Genomic DNA, 17,674 nt, shown 5'->3' with positions numbered 1-17,674 from the left:
AAGCCCTTTCAGTAAAGAATGTTTCTGCTGTACCCTTCGATCGCCTCGCTGTATATTTCTCCGGGAGGGATTTTTTTGAGGTTTCCGTCATGACATCTCAGGGGAAAAAGAGAAAAAAGAAGAATCCTGTAGGGAAGCGGAAGAAGAAAAGCTCTTCAAAGAAGAAAAGGATAAACCTACCTTCTCGAGGGTTTATCGTGTTCTGGGCTTCTCTTCTGCTTCTATGGGGCGGCCTCATGCTACTTCTTCAGCAGATGTCCACCATATCGAAACCCCCGGAGAACCAGAGATTATCGGAAGTTCGAAAACCCCTGATCTCTGAAAAGGCACCTTACAAAATGCCCCACACCGAAAAAAGAAGGCTCCCGACCGCCCCTGAAACCGAACTCACGGAAAAACCGGAAGAAGAAGCCGACGCGGGCAGGGAACCGCCTTATTCGACCGATGCGGAAATACCCGAAGCTAATGAAGAACACAAGGTAAGTCATGCAATTGCCGATCGGCAGATACAAAAACCGCGGGGAACGGTCAGCATCATAATCGACGACATGGGACGGGACATTGAAAGTGCGAAGAAGTTCCTCGCTCTTCCCTATCCTCTTGCCTTCGCCGTACTCCCCTACGAAGCTCATTCAAAAGAAGTTGCCGAGATGATAAGAAAAAGCGGGAGAACTCTGCTTCTTCACATGCCCATGGAGCCCCGGGGATACCCGGAGGTAAATCCGGGACCGGGGGCACTGCTTCTGTCTCAATCAGAAGAAGAACAATACCGACTTTTCAAAAAAGCCCTGAAACAGGTACCGGGAGCCCTGGGCGTTAACAATCACATGGGCTCCAGGTTTACGGAAGACCGGGAAGCCATGAGGCGCTTCATGAGATGGCTCAAAGAAGAAGGGCTTTTTTTTGTCGACAGCCGTACGACTGCTAAAACGGTCGCCTGTGAAGCTGCAAGGGAGGTAGGAGTCCCCTGTCTCGAAAGAAACGTCTTCATCGACCATGAACTCACCCGGAAATTTATAGTGTCCCAGCTGGCAGAACTCGCCCGAAGGGCGTCAACCCAGGGTTATGCCCTTGCCATAGGGCATCCACATGAGATTACCTACAGGGTATTGAGGGACAACCTCTCCCGTTATTCCGTCAACGGGCTTCAGCTCGTTTCCTTACGAAAACCGGGGGAGTAAGCATCATGATGTGGAAGCGTTACGCTTTGTTGACGGCCCATAGAGCCTTCAGAAATATCAGGATGCAGTACGGCGGGCCTTTTGGAGCCGTTGTATGGATGTTTTTAAATCCCGCCGTTATGTTCTGCATCTACTATTTTGCAGTGGCGATTATCTTCAAACTGAAAATCGATAAGCCCTACGGTTTTGGAGAATTCCTTTTCTGCGGGATCTGGGTCTGGACATCTTTCTGCAACGCTCTTACGAAATCGACGACGGCGCTTGTAAACGAAGGTCCAATATTGAAAAAAGTCTTCTTTTCGCCGATGGTGCTGGTTCCTTCAATAGTCCTGGAAGCCTTTATAGGTTTGACGGCGGGCTTGTTTTTGTTCCTGCTTTACAGGCTCACCACAGGGTTTCCTGACCTGAGGCCAATCTATACGGCAGTTTTCCTGATCCCCTTGACGTTTTTCCTTGCCCTGTTTACTACCGGGCTGGGCTGGCTTTTTTCGGTACTCAACGTGTACTGGCGTGATCTCACGCACTTTATCAACATTTTACTGACCCTGTGGTTTTACGCCACACCGATCATCTATCCGCCGGAGCTAATTCCGGATAAATGGGAAATAGTACTGGCCGTCAACCCTGCGCATACATTTATTGTGTTATTTCGGGAAATTATGCTCAATCTCCAGCCGGGATCCTTTGTTTTGTGGCTTGCCGTGATAAGTTTCTCATTGACATTTTTCCTGATCGGGATAACATTTATGCGTGTTTTTTATCCGAGGGTGATAGACTTCCTGTAAGGAATGTCGGGAAAGAGGTTGGTTGTTGGGTCTCTTTATGCGAAAGGTGTTGACATTGTGAGACCATTGCTGGTATGAGGAAGGTTAGTATATTGGGTTATGAGAATTGTCGTTCAGATGGATGGGGTTTTATGTGTGGATGGTTGAAGGGGGTGAGAGCAGACGAAGAGGGAAGGGTTGGTTTGGTTCTTAAGGTTGGACTTTTGGGTTTGATCTGAAAGGGTGGTAATTCTTTGGTTCTATTGGTAAAAAGGAGGAAAAAATGAAGAAAGTGGCGTTAATGTTGGTGGTAGGGGCTTTTTTGGCCTTCGCCGCAAGTGCGCAGGCTCAAACGAATTCACAGGTGATTTTGTATCCCTATTTTGTTTCTAATCCGGGAACGGTGGCGACTATTGTTACCCTCGTAAACACAGTAAACAATACCTGCAATGCCCATCTTCGTTACTACTTTAAAGTTTACGACAACGGCGAATGGGAGGAGACCTGCTCGGAATACGATGACAACCTAACGCTTACCAAATGGGATATGGTAAGCTGGGATGTGTCAGGACATTTTGGAACGGGCGCTCTTTTTGGTGATACCAACTCTCCCGGTACCGGCCAGTTTGATTTAGAGCACCTGTCGGGTTATTCCACAGGCCGCGGTTATCTGGTAGTTGAGGCAGACTGCGTAATTGATGGCGAATACACGATCCTTGAAGTTGTAAACGGTGCGGCTGTTGGCGACAGGGCATTGCTTGGAAGAAAAAGTGCCACTTCTTGTGCTCAAACTGGAGTCTTTAGCGGCTTGACCAAAGAAGCATTAGATGAAGGTCAGCAAGAAGTCGTAACGGTGCTTCCTTCAACTGATTTCACAACCAAGTTTATCGTAACTCCGCTGGATGATCCGAGCGGTACAGGTGCTACCATGTGTCCGAATGTTAATGACTATACTGCTACAATTCGATTCGTAAAACCCGGCACGGCAAATGAGTATGGATTCTGTGATAGAAAGGAAGTTTGCCCGTCGATCGGCGAAGATCAAACCGTTACATGTGTTGATGTCGTAACCCTTGAAGACCTGCTCGGTGGGGTTATTCCCGCATGGGCACAGAACGGTGGCTGGAGCTTGCTAAGACTTTCGGCCGTTAATAACTATGACGGAGATAATGTCGCTGGAGACGATGTCAATGGTGATCAGGCCACGGTATTCAAGATTGAGTACGGCACCGGCTTCGGCGGCAGCATGACCAACAGCTGGGTAAATATCAACAATCATCGTCTATAAATAGCTGAGTTGTCGGGGGATTTCGATCCCCCTTTTTTAAGTTTTAGAAAAAGGGAAGACGAGGTCTTCCCTTTTTTATTGCCTTCACGTAAGGAGGATAACCATATATGACCGGTTTCCACTTTAAAAAAGCGATTTTTCTGGTCCTTCTCGTGGCTTTGAATTTTACACCCGCCCATGCAGAAAGAATGAAGCTCGAAGACCCGATAGAGTTCGGAACTGTATCGGGGGTGATCGACCGCCGACCTCACATAATCCAGAGCCGTGAGGAGCAGGGTAAGTGGTTTCTTGCTATGTGGCCCGATCAGTCCCGCTTTGTGGTCCAATCTTTCGAAGGAAAGTCCCCCGAACTGCTTTTTGAAACCACCTTGCCCGAAAAGGCGGCAAGTGGGGCAACGGGCGGTATCGTGGAAACACCGGAAGGGGTCATCGCGGTATGGTGGGTAAGAGACGAAACCGGGCCTGAGATCGAAAAGCGGATGATGGCCGGATTTATTCCTCATGATCGGGCGGAAAAGCCGGTAACCGTAAGATTGAGCAGTAAAAAAGGCCAGCCTCTTCCTCAGGTTGCAGTGGCCTCATCGGGGAATAAGGCGGTGGTAATCTGGCAGGACGAACGGGCCAGAAAGTACACCCTCAACGCAAGCACATCCGAAGACGGAGGTCGCACCTTCCTCTCGGAAGATTTCGTTGTTGTTCCCGAGGAGTACAACCCGGGAGAACCCGTCCTGGCCGTTGACGCCGGAGGGACATTTCACCTCCTGTTCAAGGGCTCCCGAAGCGGAAAATTCGGCATATTCCACACCAGCTCCGAAGACGGCAGGAAATGGGAAGAACCCGAGATGGTGGCATCTCCGAAAGGGTGGGCTCCTGCGTATGTCTCCATTGCTTTCCTGAACACAAAGCCCTATGTTTTCTGGGCGGGGGCCAGAGGTGTTCATTATGCCGTTAAAAGCGAGTCCGGAGGATGGAAGGAGGCCGCTGTACCTGATGTGCCTCAAAACCCCGTGAGCAGGCTTGAAGTGCGTTCTACCGGATCGGCCATTTTCGTCCTCACCGATTTTGCAAAAAGCAAGAGAAAGCGCGGTTTCATCCCGGAATTCGGAAATCGCCCGTCGGTGTATCTGATCAGGATGAATCAGGATGAAGGCTGGGAAAAGCCAATTCCGATTCGACACTATCCCCACGATACCACCTCTGCAGTTTACGGAGACCTTTACGTTTCACCCGACGGAAAACTGATAGCCGTCGCCTGGCAGGATTTTCGTCTGGTCAGATCCAATATTTTCATAAACTACTCCACCGACGGCGGGGAAACCTGGCAGAAGGAGGATGTAAACGTTTCCGAAAATCCCGGCTGCGATAACGAATTTTATCCTTTTCTCTTTGCCGACGGAAAGAATCTGCATCTCTTTTGGCCTGAATACCCCGACGATTCTCTTAACGCCACCCTGGTTAAACTCAAATACAGAGAGGTGAAATTGCCATGAAGCTCCGAAATTGTGTGCTGACGGTGCTCTGCCTGCTACCGGTAATCCTTGCAGGGTGTGCCGGTTTTGGCGTGAAAAGCCAGATGAGCTCGGGCTGTTACCGGGACATTGGAGAAGCAGAGAAAAAGAAGCTTCTTCTCGAAAGGGTTAACGAGAGATGGGCTGCCATGGTTGCACAGGATTTTTCTCACGTCTATGACCTTTTCGATCCCTTTTTCAGGGCAAGAGTGTCAAAAGAAGGATATCTGTCGATGCGAAATGTCGATGTGGATTACATCAATCCCGGTATAAAGTCCGTAGAAATCAGAGGCAACGTAGCCCGAGTGGTCATAGAGTACGAGTACAGGGTGCGTGCCGTAAAGGGCAAGGAGGTTTCACTGCCCGCCCGAAAAGGCACGGTCGAAGAGTACTGGTTGTACGTGGGCGACAACTGGTACAATCAATTTATAAACTATGCCTTCGGAGATACCTTTGCGCGCTATTGAGAACCTCAGGGTCGTATTTTTGAATCCCTCAAGATCCTGGGGAGGAGCCGAGAAAAGCTCCTTTTCGGTAGCCCATCGTTTAAGCAAAAAGGCCCTTTATCGGGTATTCTACAGAACGGGTATGGTCGAATCGGCCATACCCGCGATCTATCGAAACTCCACCTTGGACGTCGGAAGGATCGACATTTCGCCCTGGTTTCCTTTTAAAAAACCCGCGGCACTGTTTAGGGATGTCGTTACCGTTAAAAAGTTCATTACCGATTTTTGTGGCGGAAATTCGGACTTCACGGTTTTCTTCGGAATAATGCACTATGCATCCTTTTTGCTGAGCTTTTTAAGAAAAATTTCGCCCGGGCCTTTCGGGGTGATTGCTTCTCCCCGGGGTCCTTTGACGCCTTTTATAAAGCACATGGTCAAAGATCCTCTGGAGCGGTTCGGTCTTATTCTTGCAACGCGTTTTTTTTGCAAATTTTCCGATTTAGTACTTACTCCCTCCATGGGAACGTGGAACGATCTGGTGAAAAACTACGGAGCACCCGCGTCCAGAGGCAGGGTAGTACCCAATTTCGTTGAGCTACCTTCAGAAGCCTCAAAAACTTCGCTTTACGATCTGCCCGAAAGACCCAGGGTATGCTGGGTGGGCAGGCTTGACCGCGAAAGAAACGTAGAACAGTTACTCAACATTTTTGCCCGAATCTCCAGATCGGTATCCGGATCACTAATCATTGTAGGAGACGGTCCACATAGAAGTATCGTTGAGAACTTTATAGAAGCAGAGGCGCCCGGTTCCAGAGTGTTTTTTGCAGGGTTCAGGGAAGATGTTTCTCCTTTCCTCGGTGCTTCCGATATCTTCGTGCACACCTGTCTCTTCGACGGATGCCCCAACTCACTGCTAGAAGCCTGCGCGGCGGGGCTGGCCGTAGTTGCTCAGAACTGCCCTTACGGTCCTGCAGAAATTCTTGACGGCGGGAAATACGGAATTCTCGTCAATTCGGAGGCCGAGCTGGAATACGCCCTCAAGGAGCTTTTGACAGACGAAGCTCTACGGCGTAAATTCTCTTCGCTGGCCCGTGAAAGGGCGGCGTATTACAGTGCCGAGAAAACCGTTTCGGGCTACGAGTCGGTAATTGATGAAGTATTCAGAAAACGACGCGGTCATTGAAGTTAGAGATCTATCCAAGCAATTCCGGCTCTACAGAAAGCCGTCCGATCAGCTCTGGGAATTGATAACCCGGCGCACCCGTCATCAGGTTAAAGCCGCCCTGAGGAACGTCAGCTTTACCGTGCGCAAGGGGGAGTCTCTGGGTATAATCGGTGAAAACGGAGCCGGGAAGAGCACGCTCCTGCAGATACTTGCCGGAACACTTCCGCCGAGTTCAGGTCACGTAAAGATCCACGGACGCGTTCTGGCGATTCTGGAGCTGGGAACCGGTTTTTATCCCGACTTTACCGGCAGAGAAAATGTCGTAAATTACGCCCGCCTTCTGGGCTTTGACGAATCCTCACTGCGCAGAAAGATAGAAGAGATAAGAGAATTTTCAGAGCTGGGGTCGGCTTTTGATCTTCCCGTTAAAACCTATTCCACCGGCATGGTCATGCGCCTTGCATTCTCGGTGGTCTCGTCCTTTGATCCCGAGATCATGATAATCGACGAAGCGCTTTCCGTAGGAGATGCCTACTTTCAAAAAAAGTGCATAGACCGCATTGCCGGGTTTCAGAGATCCGGCGGCACCCTACTGCTCTGTTCTCATGCCATGTACCACATAAGCCTGATGTGTCAGAGGGTGCTGTGGTTAAAAGACGGTCGGATCTACATGGAAGGCTCTCCTAACGAAGTCATACCTCAGTATGAGTGGTACATGTTCGAGCGTGAAAGGAACCGAACACTGCAAATGGAAAAAATGGGAACAGATCCCGAAAACGGAAGCCCCGTTTGTATCCACGAATGTTTCGCCAATGCCGACGCACGTACCCCGGTTCGTACGGGAGATACGCTAGAAGTGACCATTAAGACAAAAGCCATCAACCCGCAAATTCCGTATCACGTAGCCGTCTCGGTTAAATCCTTTACCGGTTGGGGAATTTTCATGGCGGGGACTCATCTCGACGGCATTCCTCCTCTTACTGGCGACAGGACGGTAAAGGTGCAATTTCCGGATCTTCCCCTTCTTGGAGGAAATTACTACGTCCACGTGAGGATCTTTGACGACAGGGGACTCGTCGTTTTCGACGAACGGATAGTTGACAACATAATCGTGGCAAAGGAAAGCAGTCACGTGGGAATCTGCCGATTGGAGCACAAATGGACGGTGGATTAAAGTGTTACAGCTTTTCAAATACCATGTGGTATCCTTCCCAGGGCCGTGAAAACTTATGACGTTTCTTAAGAGAAAACCCTCCTTTTTCTTCGATCAGCTTTGCAAGATCTTCGGTGGTTTCCCACCAGAAGCTTGCAAACTCGTCAGGCTCAATCCCCTCCCCTTTTCCCATTATTGCCTCGACCACAAAAAATCCGGTTTTGTCCAGCACACGGCGGACTTCGTTCAACACTTCCTGAATATCGAATACGTGATCAAGGCTGTTTGTAAACACGACATCGACGACACCGTCGGGGAACTGAAGCGAGTGAAAGTCACCGTAAAGAACGAAGTGGTTATTATCTCCCGGATTGATGTCAACGCCCACGGCGAAGCATCCTAGATCCAGAAAAGCCTTAACCTCCGTTCCCTGCCTTGCCCCAAGACAAAGAACTTTCATGCCCTCTTTTATAAAGCCTCCGGCGGTAAGACGGTCTCTGAGGAGTGCCCTGTACTCCCGGTCGTAAACGGCCAGTTCGTCTTTGTTTATAAGGGGAAACTTCGACGCCTGATGCTCCAGGTACGAAATGTAATCTCTGTAGTAACGCACCATGTGGCCTTTTCGCTGGTGGGGCATCCAGGAGAATTCGGAAGGCCTCTTCTTTTCATCCCTGACGACCCCTATTGCTTTCTCCAGCAAAGAAGATGGAACCACATTCCTGATCTTTTCCTTAAACCCCATGATACTCCCTGTACCATCTGACAAACCTTGCAATGCCCTCTTCAACCGAAACTCTAGGTTCATATCCGACGAAGTCCCGAATCTTGGAAATGTCCCCGAAGGTCGCCTCCACATCGCCGGCCTGAATGGGCCTGTAAATTATTTGAGCCTTTCTGCCGGTTTCTTTTTCTATGAGCGAGACAAAATACTCCAGATCGACCATTCGGCCGCTGGCAACGTTGTATATTTCAAAAAAACGGTCATCCCCGATAGAGCAGAGTTTTTCGACGATCAGGGTTATTGCATCAATGCAATCGTCGATGTAGGTAAAGTCCCGTTTCATTTTTCCATAGTTGTAGAGTTCTATGGGTCTGTCCGAAAAGATGTTCCTCACGAACTTGTAAAGGGCCATATCCGGCCTTCCCCAGGGGCCATAAACCGTAAACAACCTGAGACCTGCGGTTTGAATACCGTATTGATGTCCGTAGCAAAAAGCCAGCAGTTCGTCGCACTTTTTCGTGACGGCGTAGGGGCTTATCGGTGAATCCGTGACGAGATTCTCGGACAGCGGATAAAGGGCGTTCTTTCCGTAAACGCTGGAACTGCTTGCAAAACAGAGTTTTCTTATGCCCTTAAGCCGACAGCCGTCAAGGATGTTGAGAAATCCGGAGATGTTGTTGCTCACGTAATCCTCCGGACAGGCAAGGGAGTGCCTGACTCCCGCCTGAGCTGCAAGGTGACAGAGGACGTCCACCTGATGATCCTGAAAAAAGCGCAGAACTTTGTGCCGATCGCGAAGGTCCATTTTTATAAACTGCAGGTTCCCAAAGCGTTCGGAAGAGACCATCTGGTCATCCAGTATTTCACGAATACCCAGTTCCCTGAGCCGGTCCAGTTTGATGCCTATATCATAGTAGGCATTGATGTTATCGAGAGCTATGACTTTCCAGTCAGAGCTGGAGGCAAATCTATAAGCAAGGTGAAAACCGATGAAGCCCGCAGCTCCCGTAATCAGAATCGAGGGCATACAAGACAACCTCCTGAATATCAGTATATGTCGATGTCTGCCATTGTGAAAAATAAGCTTTTTTTCAACAGGGACACAAGGTCAAAGGGCGAAGCCGTCGTAATTGCGGCAAGCGTAAGAGGTGTAGCAGTACCGGCAAAACTTATCCCCCTGACATACTGCCGGAGACAGTGAGGAATCCAGCATTTGACATCTCCGAAGGCATCGCAAATCTTCAGAAAAAACGGCTTGATCCATCCCGGCGGAACGAGGTAGTCAACCAGCCTCCTTCCGTCCGGATAGATCCCCGTAACGAACCATCCCCTCAGCCTTCCGAAGATTTCGACGTAAAAAAAATCATACCTTTCAACAGGGTTATTCAGATATCTCCAGTTGACAAATTCCCAGTCTCTTTTCAGTAAACAGGAAAAGTGTTTCCCGACCTCATCCCACAGACGATTGCAGGTTCTCTTTTCGGGCTCATCTTTTATAAACCTGACGGGAAGCCGACGAAGGAAACTCAATCCGGTAGCCCTCTGCGGACAAAGGTCTTCAATTTCGGAAACCACATGCAGCCACCCGTGCTTCTGCCCTATAATCGAGGACACGGGACCGGGGAAAACGTAGGGAATAAAAGCATCCTGTGAGTGCTCTATTTCCTCCAGAAGCCTGTGGATCATTCTGGTAAGAAGATTGCGTCCGCGGGCTTTCTCGTGAACCATGGCATCAACGAACTGGAAGAACACAATTTCACGGCCTTCCTTCCAGCCTGCCAGCGGAATGGAAGCAACATGGCCGACGAGTTCGTTTTTATCGAAGTCCCAGGCACATACGGCAAAGATCCTGCCGTACTCCTTCATCCTGTATTTCCACAGAAAGACCTCGGGGGAAAAATCCTTGAAGAAAACCTGCTTGAAGAGGCTCGATACCTGTACGAGATGATCTTGATTTTCCTTCATTATGGCAAGGCTGGAGGGTTCCGGCATTGTATCAGGCGGATTGTCTCGTGAATCCGGGTTCATAGGTACAAAGGGGTTCCTCTGCAAGGTAGTCTCCCGTCGCCTCATAGGCTCGGGCCCGGCACCCACCACAGACCCTTATGAACTCGCACCTACCGCACTTCCCCTTATACAGAGACAGATCCCTGAGTCTGGAAAAAACCTCCGATTTCTCCCAGATATCGCGAAATTCGGAGGTCTTCACATTGCCACATTCGATCTCCAGATAACCACAGGGTTGAACCGTTCCGAGGTGAGAAATGAAGCAGAAGCTTATCCCTCCAAGACATCCGCGGGTCACAGCATCCAGCCCGTAAGACCGGAAGGTCACGGCTTCACCCTTTTCACGGGCTCTCTGACGCAGGATTCGATAATAATGGGGTGCGCAGGTCGCCTTGAGCTGAAGGCCCGACCTGCCTCGCTGTTCGTAAAACCAGTGAAGCGCCGACTCATACTCGGCGGCACCTATTGCCCGGTCGCCCAGATCCCTTCCCCTGCCAGTGGGAACCAGAAGAAAGATGTGGTGTGCTTCTGCACCCAGAGATATCGCCAATTGGTGGATTTTTTCCAGTTCGTGCAGGTTTTCTGCCGTAATCGTCGTGTTTATCTGAAAAGGCACGCCGCAGGACTTCAGAACGTTAATGCCTTCAACGGCTCTTTCAAAAGCCCCCGGAACCTTTCGGAAGGAGTCGTGAGATTCAGATGTTGATCCGTCAATGCTTACGCTGACTCGCTTAATCCCCGAATCCTTCATCTTTCGCGCAACTTCGGGTGTGACGAGGGTGCCGTTAACGGCCATCGTCATTCTGAAGCCTTTTTTCGTACCGTAGGATGCTATTTCGAAGATGTCGGGTCTTAGGAGCGGTTCACCGCCCGTGAGTATAATTATGGGCTTTCCCACTTCGGCTATCTGATCCATCAGCCGAAAGGCATCCTCGGTGGAAAGCTCACCTTCATAGGGCTTATCCAGAGAAGCCGCCCGGCAGTGGATGCAGGCTAGATTGCAGGTCCTCGTAACTTCCCAGGCAACGATTTTAAGCTCGTGCTTCAGTACAGGATTATTCACCGGATTGCTCCCGCAACGCCTCAGAAGGGTTAAGTTTCACGCAACCATCGGGCAACATCCCTTGCAAAATAAGTTATTATCATATCGGCACCGGCACGACGAATTGACGAAAGAGTTTCCAGGACGACCCTTTTTTCGTCAAGCCACCCGTTCAGGGCGGCAGCCTTGATCATGGCGTACTCACCGCTTACGCAGTAAGCGGCAACGGGATATCCGAATTCATCCTTCACCCGCCTTATGATGTCGAGATAGGGCAGAGCCGGCTTGACCATCACGACGTCCGCACCTTCTTCAATATCCAGGGCTACCTCCCGAAGAGCCTCGTCAGAATTAGCCGGATCCATCTGATAGGAACGGCGGTCGCCGAACTGGGGAGCCGAATGAGCGGCTTCTCTAAAGGGGCCGTAGAAGGCAGAGCAATACTTTGCGGAATAAGCCATTATGGGAATGTGGGAATACCCGTTTGAGTCCAGGGCTTCTCTGATGAACCCAACCCTGCCGTCCATCATGTCCGACGGTGCGACCATATCCGCGCCCGCCCTGACGTGAGACAGTGCAATTCGGGCAAGGACATCCAGAGTGGCATCGTTATCAACATCGCCGTTTTTCACAATACCACAGTGACCGTGACTGGTGTACTCACACATGCAAACATCGGTTATGACCAAAAGGTTGGGAAAGGCATCCTTCACGGCTTTTACGGCCTGCTGAATAATCCCCGTTTTCGCATAGGCTTCACTGCCCCGCTCGTCTTTGTGTTCGGGAATGCCGAAGAGAATGATCGCCGGAATCCCCAGATCGAAAACCTCTCTGACGTCCTTGAGCAACTCATCAACGGAGAGCTGAAAAACTCCCGGCATAGATCTTACTTCGTTTCTTACGCCTTCTCCCGGCATCACAAAAAAGGGACATATCAGATCGTTCACGGAAAGAACCGTCTCTCTTAAAAGTCGCCTCAGCGCTTCGTTTCGCCTCATACGACGGGGTCTGTAAACGGGGAATCTCATTCAACTCCTCCGGTAAGGCCTATCTCTTCATCTGTAAGGTAACATGCGGGATCGGGAGCCCACAGATCCCCGGTGGCCGCCTCAGCTCTTACCCTGAAGTTGCCACCGCAAATATCCAGCCAGCGACAGGAACGACATCGCCCTTTAACGTATTTTTTCTTGTCCTTGAGCATTCGCATCAGGGGGTTTGACAGGTCCGTCCAGATAACGCTGAAGGGTCGTTCCCGAACGTTTCCGAAAGAATAGTGTCTCCAGAACTGATCGGCATGAACGGAGCCGTCCCAGGAGATGCAGCCAATTCCGCGGCCCGAGTTATTACCTTCGTTCATCCGCAAGAGTTCCAGAACTTCTGCGGCCCTTGCAGGATTTTCTCTGAGCAAGCGAAGATAAACGTACGGGCCGTCAGCATGATTGTCCACGGTGAGCACTTCTGTTGGTTTTCCCCGACGATGAAGGTCTGCCGTTCTGTCTATGATAAGGTCCACCACCCTGCGGGTTTCCTCATGGGACAGGTCTTCCTTCATAAGATCGCTACCGCGCCCGGCATAAACGAGGTGATAAAAGCAGATTCTCGGAATTTCCAGTTTTTCCACCAGTTCGAACATGGCGGGGACGTCGTGAACGTTACGTTTGTTTATGGTAAATCGCAAGCCCACCTTTATCCCCGCTTCCTTACACGCCTCGATGCCTTCCAGGGCACGACGAAAGGCCCCTTTGACTCCCCTGAAGGCGTCGTTCACATCTTCCATCCCGTCGAGGCTTATACCAACGTAAGAAAGGCCTATTTTTTTAAGTTCCCTGGCAACCCCGGGGGTTATAAGAGTGCCGTTAGTAGATATAACGGCCCTCATCCCCTTTTCCACTGCATAGGCGGCAAGCTCGAATATGTCGGGCCTCATCAAGGGTTCACCGCCCGAAAAAAGCACCACCGGACAGCCAAAGGCCGCCAGATCGTCCAGCAGCCTTTTGCCTTCCTCGGTGCTCAGTTCCCCTTCCGTCGGCAATTGATCGGCCTGGGCATAGCAATGGGCACATCTGAGATTACAGCGCTTTGTTACGTTCCATACCACCACGGGCTTTTTGTCTTCCGAGAATTGCAGGAGATGAGAGGGAAGCCTTTTACTTTTACGGCCATATCTCAACGCATCCGAAGGCTCAACGGTGCCGCAATAAAGCTTTGATATCCCTATCATGAACCCCTCCGGTATCGATGATCTTCGGAATCCAGAGGATAACGCTCATAAGTCTTTCTTACCAGTTCGTCCATGTACTCCACGGGCCTGATGACCGCATCTCTTCCCAATACAAAGTGCATCTGTCCGCACCTGTCGGATATCAGCTTGAAGGCATAATCAAAATCTCTTGAAATCTCCCGGCAAATCACCGCCGCCGTCGTATCGCATTCCAAGGCTCTGACGATGATTTCGTTAACGGCATCTTCTTCGAAGGTTATCTTGAAACCGTGTTTTTCGTAAAAGTCGGACTCAAATATGCGAATCTGATTGTAGAGCAGAACCACTTCTTCAAAAACCTTGTCAATGGGAACGCCGGATCTCATGTGAAAATCCACAACCAGCGCTATGCGGTCTCGGTTAAAAATCAGCGGATACTTATTTTTAAACTGGGTTATTACCGAATCCGATCTCTGGAGCACCACGATGCGCTCTTGCTCCAGAGCGGCTTCGTAACGATTTCGATATTCGGGATTTTCGGGATCTGCCAGAAGCCTTGCAAGCTCTCTTTCGGGATTTTCCACGACCTCAAGGGTAACGACGAAGCGGCGTATTGCCGTTGAAGGCAGAGTCTTTTCAAAGGGAAGCAAAACCTTTTCGACGACGCTGGTGAGAGCCCTTGCACCGGTTTTTTCCCGATAGGCCATACGGGCGATGGCCCTGAGGGCTTCGTCTTCAAAGACGATGTCAATGCCATAGCAACGAAAATCTTCTTTCTTGCCCAATATAATAGGATTATTGGGATTTTTAAGAATTTCGTACAGATCTTCCTCCGACAAAGGATCCAGCACGGCGATGACGGGAACTCTCCCTATGAACTCCCGCTCAAAGCCGTATTCCACGAGATCGTCGGCCGTTACGTAATGCAGGAAATGGGTATCCTCGTCTTTGCTGTAAATCTCCGCTCCGAACCCGACACCCTGCTTCCTTATTCTCTTTTTGATTATGTCCGAAAGTTCCGGAAAGGCGCCGCTCATGACGAAGAGAATGTTCCGGGTGTTAACGACACGCTTCTCTCGCTTTCCCGTGCGTCGAAACTGTTCTATTGCCTGAAGTTGTGCGATCGGGTCATGGGGCACGCGAAGATCGACTTCCGTTTCTTCCAGGGGTTTCAGCAGGGCCCTCTGAACGCCTGTTCGTGAAACGTCAGGGCCTATAAGTCCTTTGGAAGAGGCTATTTTATCTATTTCGTCGATGTAGATTATCCCGTGTTCGGCCAGTTCGATGTCGTCGTCGGCGGCAGATACCAGATCTCGCACAAGATCTTCCACATCTCCTCCGACATAGCCCGTTTCGCTGAACTTGGTAGCATCCCCTTTCACGAAGGGAACATTCAGCTTCTCGGCAATAAGCTTCACCAGGTAGGTTTTTCCGACTCCGGTAGGACCTATCAGCAGTATGTTGTTTTTAATTCGTCCGACGGGTTGAACCTTGCCAAAGCGTTCTCTCTCCCGCTGAAGCCGTATCCGGTTGTAGTGAGTACAGATCTTCGTGGCGAGTACTGCTTTCGCACGATCCTGTTTTATGACGTACTGATTTAAATAAGACTCAAGTTCTTCCGGCCTTAAATCAAATCTCACCTGATTGAGCCCCGAGGACTTCTTGCCGGAAGCTTCACTTTCACTCCGGAAGGTCATCTGCATCGGCGACATGACTTTAATGCGCACTCCGTATTTTTTCTTGAGGTACTCGTTGAGTTCCCGTTCCAGTTCGTCTGGATCCGGAAACCTGGACGCAGCTTTTATCATGGCAACAATCCTTCGAAAAGACAAATTTTCAGTGCTTTAGTACTATAAACATTATCCGAAAAGGTTTCAACAAATCCCGTAGCCGGGATTAGATTCAACGGAGGACTTAACTCCTTGAGATGCATCTTTGCTCGTGTTATAGACCATGATGGCTTCGTCAGGAAGCCCAAAATGTTACGGATCAAACGGGGGAAACGAACATGCCTGTAGCGACAATACCAGAAGCCCTTGAAGATATTCGGCAGGGTAAGATGATCATTCTCGTGGACGACGAAGATCGGGAAAACGAGGGAGACCTCTGCATTGCGGCTGAAAAAGTAACACCCGAAGCCATAAACTTCATGGCCAAATACGGCCGGGGGCTTATATGCCTGGCGCTTGCTCCCGAAATCGTCGATCGGCTCCGGCTTCCCATGATGGTTCAAAACAACACGTCCAAATTCGGAACGGCCTTTACGGTTTCCATAGAGGCCCGCCATGGGGTAACCACGGGAATAAGCGCCGCTGATAGAGCACATACGATACTTACCGCCGTCGCCGACGATGCCAAACCGGAAGACTTGGTAAGCCCCGGTCACGTATTCCCTCTGAGAGCCCGCGAAGGTGGCGTTCTGGTTCGATCAGGCCAGACGGAAGGCTCCGTCGATCTGGCACGCCTTGCCGGTCTTAAGCCCGCAGCGGTTATCTGCGAGATCATGAAAGACGACGGCACTATGGCCCGCATGCCCGACCTCGAGATATTTGCGGAGCAACACGGGCTTAAAATCGTTACCGTGGCCGACATAATCAAGTATCGGATGCAACACGAAAGGTTCGTACATCGGGCAGCCGAGGCAACGCTACCGACGTCTTTTGCCGGAACCTTCAGGATGATAGCCTACACCAACGACATAGACGATTACGTGCACATTGCCCTCGTAAAGGGAGACATTTCACCCGATGACGAGGTACTGGTAAGGGTTCATTCCGAATGCCTGACGGGCGATGTATTCGGTTCTCTGAGGTGCGATTGTGGGGATCAGTTGCGCGCAGCCCTTAAACAGATCGATCGTGAAGGCAAGGGTGTGCTCGTTTACATGCGTAACCACGAAGGGCGGGGAATAGGACTGGTAAACAAAATAAAAGCTTATAGACTTCAGGAAAACGGACTCGATACGGTTGAAGCCAATCAGGTTCTGGGCTTCAAGGAAGATCTTCGGGACTACGGAATCGGCGCCCAGATTCTCGTGGATCTCGGGGTTCGTAAGATGAGGTTGATGACGAACAACCCGAAGAAGATAGTCGGGCTACAGGGATACGGTCTTACGGTAACCGAACGGGTTCCCATTGAAATCCCGCCCAACGAGTGTAATTTTGAATATCTAAGAACGAAGTGTAGCAAAATGGGGCATCTTTTGCGGTTGGTCCAGAGGAAGGATGGTTAGCCATGAAAGTACGCGAAGGTAAGCTACTGGCGGAAGGGTTAAGATTTGCCATTGTTGTCAGCAGATTTAACGATTTCATCTGCGATCGGCTTCTCGGCGGAGCCCTGGATGCTCTCACCCGCAGTGGCGCGGATCCGGAGCAGATTGAAGTATTCAAGGTGCCGGGAGCCTTTGAAATCCCTCTGGTTGCCAAAAAGCTGGCTCGCAGCAGGCGTTACGATGCCGTAATATGCCTTGGCGCGGTGATTCGAGGGGCAACCCCTCACTTTGAATACGTGGCCAGCGAGGTTGCCAAAGGGGTCGCACTGGTGGGTCTCGAAACGGAAGTGCCCGTGACTTTTGGAGTGCTAACGACCGACACGCTGGAACAGGCAATAGAGCGGGCCGGTTCCAAGGCGGGCAATAAGGGTTGGGATGCCGCTCTGGCGGCAATTGAAATGGCAAACCTGTTGAAAAACATCGAAAGCCCCCGGAACTAATGGAAAAGAAGAAGATAATCTTTAAAGGCAGACGGGGTGCAAGGGCTGCAGCCCTTCAGGTGCTGTACCAGCTGGATCTTTTGTCGGGATCGGGGGCCGTAAAAAACGGAAACATAGATGCGGTTCTCGATCTCTACAGGTCCAGTTTTAAAAATAAAGGGCTGGACTTTGCCTTCATGGAAACTCTGGTGCGTACCACATGGCAACACAGGAACGAGATAGATGAAAAGATCGATAAAGCGGCGGAACACTGGAAGATCGAGCGAATGTCTCCCGTCGACCGGAACATTCTCAGAATTGCCGTTTGTGAAATGCTCCTTATCGGCGGGATTCCCCCTGTTGTCTCCATTAATGAAGCTGTAGAGCTGGGGAAAGTTTTCGGCGACAGTGATTCCGGAGCTTTCATCAACGGCGTGCTCGACCGAATCCACAAAGAATACTGCTCCCGCCCTTAGATTTCAAAATATCTTCTAAAGGTGGTTTCCAAC

At 50.4% G+C, this 17,674-nt stretch carries 17 protein-coding genes; 10 read left to right on the top strand and 7 right to left on the bottom strand.

Annotated elements, in window-relative coordinates; all coding sequences use genetic code 11:
* Positions 1–89 precede the first annotated feature (89 nt).
* The 7 genes from BM091_RS10370 (at position 90) to BM091_RS10340 (ending at position 7,526) form a co-directional block, all read left to right on the top strand.
* Positions 90–1,181 carry a divergent polysaccharide deacetylase family protein gene (locus BM091_RS10370; RefSeq protein WP_093395576.1) on the top strand — a complete coding sequence of 364 codons (1,092 nt, stop codon included), beginning with the start codon at positions 90–92 and terminating at the stop codon, positions 1,179–1,181.
* Between the two features lie 5 nt (positions 1,182–1,186).
* Positions 1,187–1,966: an ABC transporter permease gene (locus BM091_RS10365; protein ID WP_093395574.1), complete on the top strand. Its 780-nt coding sequence runs from the start codon at positions 1,187–1,189 to the stop codon at positions 1,964–1,966.
* Positions 1,967–2,228: 262 nt separating this feature from the next.
* Positions 2,229–3,233: a hypothetical protein gene (locus tag BM091_RS10360; RefSeq protein WP_093395573.1), complete on the top strand. Its 1,005-nt coding sequence runs from the start codon at positions 2,229–2,231 to the stop codon at positions 3,231–3,233.
* Positions 3,234–3,340: 107 nt separating this feature from the next.
* Positions 3,341–4,723 (top strand): sialidase/neuraminidase family protein, encoded by a 1,383-nt coding sequence (locus BM091_RS10355; protein WP_093395571.1) that lies wholly within the window; start codon positions 3,341–3,343, stop codon positions 4,721–4,723.
* On the top strand, positions 4,720–5,208 hold the full coding sequence (locus BM091_RS10350; RefSeq protein WP_093395570.1) for a nuclear transport factor 2 family protein: 489 nt from the start codon (positions 4,720–4,722) through the stop codon (positions 5,206–5,208). Before BM091_RS10355 ends, BM091_RS10350 begins: the two co-directional genes overlap by 4 nt.
* Positions 5,195–6,370, top strand: a complete 1,176-nt coding sequence (locus tag BM091_RS10345; RefSeq protein WP_177193609.1) for a glycosyltransferase — start codon at positions 5,195–5,197, stop codon at positions 6,368–6,370. Before BM091_RS10350 ends, BM091_RS10345 begins: the two co-directional genes overlap by 14 nt.
* Positions 6,339–7,526, top strand: coding sequence for an ABC transporter ATP-binding protein (locus tag BM091_RS10340; RefSeq protein ID WP_093395567.1), 1,188 nt, complete (start codon positions 6,339–6,341; stop codon positions 7,524–7,526). Before BM091_RS10345 ends, BM091_RS10340 begins: the two co-directional genes overlap by 32 nt.
* Positions 7,527–7,530: 4 nt before the next feature.
* On the opposite strand, the gene BM091_RS10335 is transcribed toward BM091_RS10340, so the two are convergent.
* Genes BM091_RS10335 through BM091_RS10305 form a run of 7 tightly spaced genes read right to left on the bottom strand, consistent with a single transcriptional unit; the run spans position 7,531 to position 15,283 of the window.
* A complete protein-coding gene (locus BM091_RS10335; RefSeq protein ID WP_177193608.1) occupies positions 7,531–8,247 on the bottom strand; it encodes a class I SAM-dependent methyltransferase in 717 nt (238 codons plus the stop codon).
* Complete coding sequence (locus tag BM091_RS10330; RefSeq protein ID WP_093395564.1) at positions 8,237–9,253, bottom strand: NAD-dependent epimerase/dehydratase family protein; 1,017 nt, start codon at positions 9,251–9,253, stop codon at positions 8,237–8,239. Before BM091_RS10330 ends, BM091_RS10335 begins: the two co-directional genes overlap by 11 nt.
* A 20-nt stretch (positions 9,254–9,273) precedes the next feature.
* Positions 9,274–10,254, bottom strand: coding sequence for a GNAT family N-acetyltransferase (locus tag BM091_RS10325; RefSeq protein WP_177193607.1), 981 nt, complete (start codon positions 10,252–10,254; stop codon positions 9,274–9,276).
* Positions 10,223–11,296 carry a heme b synthase gene (ahbD, locus tag BM091_RS10320; RefSeq protein WP_218148874.1) on the bottom strand — a complete coding sequence of 358 codons (1,074 nt, stop codon included), beginning with the start codon at positions 11,294–11,296 and terminating at the stop codon, positions 10,223–10,225. The genes BM091_RS10325 and ahbD overlap by 32 nt, the downstream gene beginning before the upstream one ends.
* Before the next feature lie 29 nt (positions 11,297–11,325).
* Complete coding sequence (gene hemB / locus BM091_RS10315) at positions 11,326–12,303, bottom strand: porphobilinogen synthase (RefSeq protein WP_093395559.1); 978 nt, start codon at positions 12,301–12,303, stop codon at positions 11,326–11,328.
* Complete coding sequence (gene ahbC, locus BM091_RS10310) at positions 12,300–13,496, bottom strand: 12,18-didecarboxysiroheme deacetylase (protein ID WP_093395558.1); 1,197 nt, start codon at positions 13,494–13,496, stop codon at positions 12,300–12,302. The genes hemB and ahbC overlap by 4 nt, the downstream gene beginning before the upstream one ends.
* The gene (locus BM091_RS10305) at positions 13,493–15,283 is read right to left on the bottom strand and encodes an AAA family ATPase (protein WP_093395556.1); all 1,791 of its coding nucleotides are present in this window, start codon (positions 15,281–15,283) and stop codon (positions 13,493–13,495) included. The genes ahbC and BM091_RS10305 overlap by 4 nt, the downstream gene beginning before the upstream one ends.
* 200 nt (positions 15,284–15,483) lie before the next feature.
* Here BM091_RS10305 and BM091_RS10300 point away from each other — a divergent pair, with 200 nt between their 5' ends.
* Genes BM091_RS10300 through nusB form a run of 3 tightly spaced genes read left to right on the top strand, consistent with a single transcriptional unit; the run spans position 15,484 to position 17,641 of the window.
* Positions 15,484–16,707, top strand: a complete 1,224-nt coding sequence (locus BM091_RS10300; RefSeq protein WP_093395555.1) for a bifunctional 3,4-dihydroxy-2-butanone-4-phosphate synthase/GTP cyclohydrolase II — start codon at positions 15,484–15,486, stop codon at positions 16,705–16,707.
* Between the two features lie 2 nt (positions 16,708–16,709).
* Positions 16,710–17,186, top strand: coding sequence for a 6,7-dimethyl-8-ribityllumazine synthase (gene ribH / locus BM091_RS10295; protein WP_093395553.1), 477 nt, complete (start codon positions 16,710–16,712; stop codon positions 17,184–17,186).
* Positions 17,186–17,641 (top strand): transcription antitermination factor NusB, encoded by a 456-nt coding sequence (gene nusB, locus BM091_RS10290; RefSeq protein ID WP_093395552.1) that lies wholly within the window; start codon positions 17,186–17,188, stop codon positions 17,639–17,641. The genes ribH and nusB overlap by 1 nt, the downstream gene beginning before the upstream one ends.
* Positions 17,642–17,674: the final 33 nt, after the last annotated feature.

Source organism: Thermodesulforhabdus norvegica (genome assembly GCF_900114975.1).
GTDB classification, from domain to species: Bacteria; Desulfobacterota; Syntrophobacteria; order Syntrophobacterales; family Thermodesulforhabdaceae; genus Thermodesulforhabdus; species Thermodesulforhabdus norvegica.
This window is presented reverse-complemented; position numbering and strand designations above follow the sequence as displayed.

Bases quoted from the DNA above. Each gene is read 5' to 3' on its own strand.
- BM091_RS10350 (WP_093395570.1), top strand. From the start codon at position 4,720: ATGAAGCTCCGAAATTGTGTGCTGACGGTGCTCTGCCTGCTACCGGTA.
- BM091_RS10355 (WP_093395571.1), top strand. From the start codon at position 3,341: ATGACCGGTTTCCACTTTAAAAAAGCGATTTTTCTGGTCCTTCTCGTG.
- ahbC (WP_093395558.1), bottom strand. From the start codon at position 13,496: ATGATAGGGATATCAAAGCTTTATTGCGGCACCGTTGAGCCTTCGGAT.
- BM091_RS10330 (WP_093395564.1), bottom strand. From the start codon at position 9,253: ATGCCCTCGATTCTGATTACGGGAGCTGCGGGCTTCATCGGTTTTCAC.
- BM091_RS10300 (WP_093395555.1), top strand. From the start codon at position 15,484: ATGCCTGTAGCGACAATACCAGAAGCCCTTGAAGATATTCGGCAGGGT.
- BM091_RS10335 (WP_177193608.1), bottom strand. From the start codon at position 8,247: ATGGGGTTTAAGGAAAAGATCAGGAATGTGGTTCCATCTTCTTTGCTG.
- BM091_RS10365 (WP_093395574.1), top strand. From the start codon at position 1,187: ATGATGTGGAAGCGTTACGCTTTGTTGACGGCCCATAGAGCCTTCAGA.
- BM091_RS10325 (WP_177193607.1), bottom strand. From the start codon at position 10,254: ATGAACCCGGATTCACGAGACAATCCGCCTGATACAATGCCGGAACCC.
- ribH (WP_093395553.1), top strand. From the start codon at position 16,710: ATGAAAGTACGCGAAGGTAAGCTACTGGCGGAAGGGTTAAGATTTGCC.
- BM091_RS10305 (WP_093395556.1), bottom strand. From the start codon at position 15,283: ATGATAAAAGCTGCGTCCAGGTTTCCGGATCCAGACGAACTGGAACGG.
- BM091_RS10360 (WP_093395573.1), top strand. From the start codon at position 2,229: ATGAAGAAAGTGGCGTTAATGTTGGTGGTAGGGGCTTTTTTGGCCTTC.
- BM091_RS10340 (WP_093395567.1), top strand. From the start codon at position 6,339: ATGAAGTATTCAGAAAACGACGCGGTCATTGAAGTTAGAGATCTATCC.
- hemB (WP_093395559.1), bottom strand. From the start codon at position 12,303: ATGAGATTCCCCGTTTACAGACCCCGTCGTATGAGGCGAAACGAAGCG.
- BM091_RS10370 (WP_093395576.1), top strand. From the start codon at position 90: ATGACATCTCAGGGGAAAAAGAGAAAAAAGAAGAATCCTGTAGGGAAG.
- nusB (WP_093395552.1), top strand. From the start codon at position 17,186: ATGGAAAAGAAGAAGATAATCTTTAAAGGCAGACGGGGTGCAAGGGCT.